The sequence below is a fragment of the Mesorhizobium sp. M5C.F.Ca.IN.020.32.2.1 genome, assembly GCF_004023105.1.
Classification (GTDB): domain Bacteria; phylum Pseudomonadota; class Alphaproteobacteria; order Rhizobiales; family Rhizobiaceae; genus Mesorhizobium; species Mesorhizobium wenxiniae.
Genome location: NZ_RZSX01000516.1, coordinates 1 through 4,616, shown reverse-complemented (window position 1 = coordinate 4,616; position 4,616 = coordinate 1). Strand labels below are relative to the sequence as shown.

Sequence of the window (4,616 nt, the reverse complement as noted above, 5' to 3'; positions counted from 1 at the left end):
GAAGCCGCGCCGCGCCGCCAAGCCGAAGAAGGCTGCGGCGGACGTCGTCGTCGAGACGCCGGTAGCCGAGCCGGAAACCTCTGCCGAGGCTCCCGCACCTGTTCCGGAGGAAACAGCCGTGGCCACCGTCGACGAAAAACCGACGGTTCGCCCATCGCGACGCAAGCCTGTACCGGTAGATGCGCCGGTTGAGCCGATCGTGTCTTCGACCGTTGCCGAAGAGGAAAAGACCGAGGAAAAGCCGAAGCGTGCCGGCTGGTGGCAGCGGAAAGGCTTCTTCTAAGCTTTTCGGTGGTTTAGCCTGATCTTTTGACCAAAGAATCCCGCGCTGTCTTGTCGACAGCGCAGGATTCTTCTTATCTGAATCGCCACAAGCTTTATGGCGCGAAGACCGACCAGTTCATCATCTTCGCCAGCCTTTCCAGCGCAATCGACCCCAGCCTGGAATTGCCGTTGGCGTTGAGGCCGGGCGACCATACGGCGAGCGAGGCCACGCCCGGCACGATCGCCAGAATGCCGCCGCCGACGCCGCTCTTGCCGGGGATGCCGACGCGAAAGGCGAAATCGCCGGAGCCGTCATAATGACCGCAGGTCAGCATCATCGCGCCGATGCGGCGGGCGCGCTCGGCTGACACCACGGAATGGCCGGTCGCCGGGTTCTTGCCGCCGTTGGCGAGGAAGCGACCGGCCAACGCCAGTTGCCGGCAGCTCATCGCGATGGCGCAATGGTGGAAATAGACGCCCAGCGCCAGATCCGGCGCGTGGTTGAGGTTGCCGAAGGATTTCATGTAGTTGGCAAGCGCCAAATTCCGAAACCCGGTAGCGCGTTCCGAAGCCGCGACCTCGCGGTCGATGATGATGGTCTCGTCGTCGGCCAGGAACTGGATGAAGCGCAGGATCTCGCCGATCGCCTCGCGCGGCTGGTGGCCAGCGAGCAGAATGTCGGAAATGACGATGGCGCCGGCATTGATGAACGGATTGCGCGGAATGCCGTTCTCATGCTCGAGCTGGACGATCGAGTTGAACGGGTTGCCCGAAGGCTCGCGCCCGACACGCTGCCACAGCGCGTCGCCGACATTGCCGAGCGCCAATGTCAGCGTGAACACCTTCGAAATGCTCTGGATCGAAAACGGCTCATCGGCGTCGCCCGCTATCAGCACACGACCGTCCTTGGTCACGGCGGCAATGCCGAACTTATTCGGATCGACTTTGCCGAGTTGCGGAATATAGGTCGCGACTTCGCCGCGATCCGTGCGCTCCGCCATTTCGGCGGCAATTTCAGTCAAAGCCTGTTCGAGTTCCGGCATGGCGCTACTTCAGCCAGCGTTCGAGGCGCATTATCGCCTCGACCATCTCATCGTGGCTGCCGGCGTAGGAAAAGCGCATGGTTCGATGGCCTTGGAGCGGATCGAAATCGCGGCCGGGCGTCGCCGCCACATGCGCCTCGGCCAGCATCTTGCGCGCAAAGGCCATGCTGTCGTTGGTGTGCCTGGTGACATCGCAGAAGGCGTAGAACGCCCCGTCCATCGGTGCCGCCAGCGCAAAGCCGAGTTCGGGCAGGCGTTTCATCAAAAGCTCGCGATTCCACGCATAGCGCGCCTTCACCGCCTCCAATTCCCCGGTCGCCTTGAATGCCTCGATCGCGGCGATCTGGGACAGTTCCGGCGGTGAGATATAGAGACTCTGGGCGATCCGCTTGACCGGCCGCACCAATGGTTGCGGCAGCACCATCCAGCCGATCCGCCAACCGGTCATGCAGTAATATTTCGAGAAGGAATTGATCACCGTCACGTCCTCGGCGTAGGCAAGCGCCGTCGTGTCCGGCGCAGCGTAAGCCAGCCGGTGATAGATCTCGTCGGAGATCACGGCGATGCCGAGCTCTTGCGCCGTCGTCACCAGCGCCGACAGCTCGTCGGCGGGGATAACCGCGCCGGTCGGATTGGCCGGACTGGCGAACAACACGCCCTTCAGCTTCTTTTCGCGATGCGCGGCCTTCAGATGTTCGGCGTGGAGATAGGCATCACCGTTGAGCTCGATCTCGACGACCTCGATGCCGAGCGCGGCCATGATGTTGCGATAGGCCGGATAGCCAGGCGCGGCGATGGCGACACGATCGCCTGGATCGAACATCGCCAGAAAGGCCAGGTTGAAGGCGGCCGACGATCCGGTGGTGACGGCGATCCGGCCGGGCGAGAGGGCGAGCCCGTAGTGGTCCGCATAGTGCTGCGCGATCGCCTCGCGCAAGCCTGCAAGACCCAATGCATCGGTGTAGCCGATGCGCCCCATCTTCAATGCGTTCGTCGCCGCTTGCCTGACCCCGGTCGGCGCCGGGCCGGACGGCTGGCCAACGGCCATGGAAACAACCGGCACGCCCTTTGCCTTCAGCCGATTCGCTTCCGCCAGAATGTCCATGGCGTGGAACGGCTCAACGTCGCCGCGACGCGAAAGCGATACAACCATTTGACCTCATTCCTTGCCGGCTGCGGGCGCCGAGCTCTGGCGTCCGCGCCGCACAAATGCCCGATTGATGTGAGGATCACAAGTTCGGTAAAGTTTCAGTGCCGACTTTTCATCCTCCGCCCGCTCGTCTACCAGTGGACCTGCCATGTTGAGCCGACCCAAATCGACGATAGCCAGGGCAGTACGCGCCTTCGCGACGCTTTCGCTTGCCGCGACGGTCGCTGTGACCAGCACCGTCAGCGCCTTCGCGCAAAACGTGCCGGTGGTGCGCGATGCCGAGATCGAAGCACTGGTGCGCGATTATGCGCGGCCGATCTTCCGGGCCGCGGGCCTGCCGGAAGACGGCGTCGACATCGTGCTGGTCAACGACCAGAGTTTCAACGCTTTCGTTGCCGGATCCCGCATGTTCATCAACACCGGTGCCCTGATGTCGGCGGAGACGCCCAACGAGATCATCGGCGTCATCGCCCATGAAGCCGGCCACATTGCCGGCGGGCACCAGCAAAAATTGCGCAACCAGCTCGAACGCGCCAAGACGATGGCCATCATCGCGACGCTGCTTGGCGCAGGTGCCATCGTTGCCGGCGCCACCACCAAAAGCCGTGGCCTCGCCGGCGCCGGCATGGGGGTTGCAGCCGGCGGCGGCGAGATGGCGCAGCGCAGCATCCTCGCCTATCAGCGCACCGAAGAGATGACCGCCGACCGCTCGGCGATAACCTATCTCAATGCGACCGGCCAGTCCGGCCTGGGCATGCTGAAGACCTTCGGCCGCTTTCAGAGCGCGCTCTCGCTGTCAGGGGCGCAGGTCGACCCCTACCGGATCAGCCATCCGCTGCCGCGGGAGCGCATTGCCAATCTCGAAGTGCTGGTCAAGCAGAGCCCTTATGTCGAGAAGATCGATCCGCCGGCACTGCAGCAGCGGCACGACATGATGCGCATCAAGATCGCCGCCTATATGGGGGGCAAGGCCGCCGCATCGCGGCTGATGCGCAAGAACCCGGACAGCCTCGCCTCGCAATATGGCGACGCGCAGACGAGCTATCTTTTTGGCGATCTGGCCGGGGCGCTCGCCAAGACCAACGCGCTGATCAAGGCACAGCCGAAAAACCCCTATTTCCAGGAATTGCGCGGCGACATCCTGATGAAGGCGAACAGACCGAAGGCTGCCGCCGAAGCCTATGCCAAGGCGGTCAGCCTCGATCCGGCACGATCCGGGTTGCTGTCGGTCTCTTACGGCCAGGCGCTGATGGCCATTGGCACGCCCGATTCCCTGCAGAAAGCGGTGGTGCAGATCAACAAGGGCCTCGGGCGCGACCGGGAAAACGCCGTCGGTTACCGCCATCTGGCGCAGGCCTATGGCGAACTCGGCAACATCCCGGCCGCGGATCTTGCAACCGCCGAAGGCCATTTCTATTCCGGCGCCTACAAGGATGCCAAGATCTTCGCAATGCGCGCGCAGATGAAAATGAAGCGCGGCGAGCCGGGCTGGATCCGCGCGCAGGACATCATAAACTACGCACCATCAGGCAAGAAAAAGTGAACCTTCCGGCCGTGCGCGGCGACATGTAGTGGACCAATCGGGTCGGGCCGGAAACCAGGCAAGAGGATTAGGGATGATGAACAAGGCAATTCTGCTGGGCACCACGGGAGTGGCGGTCGCCCTCGCCATGCTGGGTTTCGGGTTCGTGACCGGAAGTCCGCAGACGGCAAAGGCCGATGCCGTGCAGATCGCCCAGGCGGCGCCCGCCGACACCAAGATCGACCGGGCCGAAGTCGAAGGCATCATCCGCGACTATCTCCTGAAGAACCCGGAAGTGCTGCTGGAGGCTCAGGAAGCGCTCGAGGCCAAGCAGAAGGAGGCGCAGCGCGTCGCCAGTCTCGCCATCATCAAAAATGCCAAGGACCAAATCTTCAACTCGGCCTTCGACGGCGTCGTCGGCAATCCGAACGGCAAGGTCACCATCGTCGAGTTCTACGATTACAATTGCGGCTACTGCAAACGCGCCATGGAGGACATGCAGACGCTGACGACAGCCGATTCGGACCTGCGCTTCGTGCTCAAGGAGTTCCCGATCCTCGGCCCGGATTCGCAGAAGGCGAGCGTCGTCTCGATGGCCTTCCACCTGATGATGCCGGAGAAATACGGCGAGTTCCAC

4 protein-coding genes and 1 pseudogene are annotated in these 4,616 nt (G+C 63.0%); 3 read left to right on the top strand and 2 right to left on the bottom strand.

What is annotated here, in order from left to right; genetic code table 11:
- Positions 1 to 283 (top strand): annotated as a pseudogene (locus EOA86_RS23150) (hypothetical protein); the annotation flags it as partial.
- A 94-nt stretch (positions 284 to 377) separates the two neighbouring features.
- Here the strand turns inward: EOA86_RS23150 and EOA86_RS23145 are convergent.
- A complete protein-coding gene (locus EOA86_RS23145; RefSeq protein WP_128343777.1) occupies positions 378 to 1,307 on the bottom strand; it encodes a glutaminase in 930 nt (309 codons plus the stop codon).
- 4 nt (positions 1,308 to 1,311) lie between these two features.
- A complete protein-coding gene (locus EOA86_RS23140; protein WP_128343775.1) occupies positions 1,312 to 2,460 on the bottom strand; it encodes an aminotransferase class I/II-fold pyridoxal phosphate-dependent enzyme in 1,149 nt (382 codons plus the stop codon).
- 145 nt (positions 2,461 to 2,605) lie between these two features.
- Here EOA86_RS23140 and EOA86_RS23135 point away from each other — a divergent pair, with 145 nt between their 5' ends.
- Complete coding sequence (locus tag EOA86_RS23135; RefSeq protein WP_128343773.1) at positions 2,606 to 4,000, top strand: M48 family metalloprotease; 1,395 nt, start codon at positions 2,606 to 2,608, stop codon at positions 3,998 to 4,000.
- Between the two features lie 76 nt (positions 4,001 to 4,076).
- Positions 4,077 to 4,616, top strand: a 540-nt coding sequence (locus EOA86_RS23130) for a thioredoxin domain-containing protein (RefSeq protein ID WP_128343778.1), incomplete at its 3' end; no start/stop codon positions are given.

Excerpts from the sequence above, each read along its gene's own strand:
- EOA86_RS23140 (WP_128343775.1), bottom strand. The coding sequence starts at position 2,460 with ATGGTTGTATCGCTTTCGCGTCGCGGCGACGTTGAGCCGTTCCACGCC.
- EOA86_RS23135 (WP_128343773.1), top strand. The coding sequence starts at position 2,606 with ATGTTGAGCCGACCCAAATCGACGATAGCCAGGGCAGTACGCGCCTTC.
- EOA86_RS23145 (WP_128343777.1), bottom strand. The coding sequence starts at position 1,307 with ATGCCGGAACTCGAACAGGCTTTGACTGAAATTGCCGCCGAAATGGCG.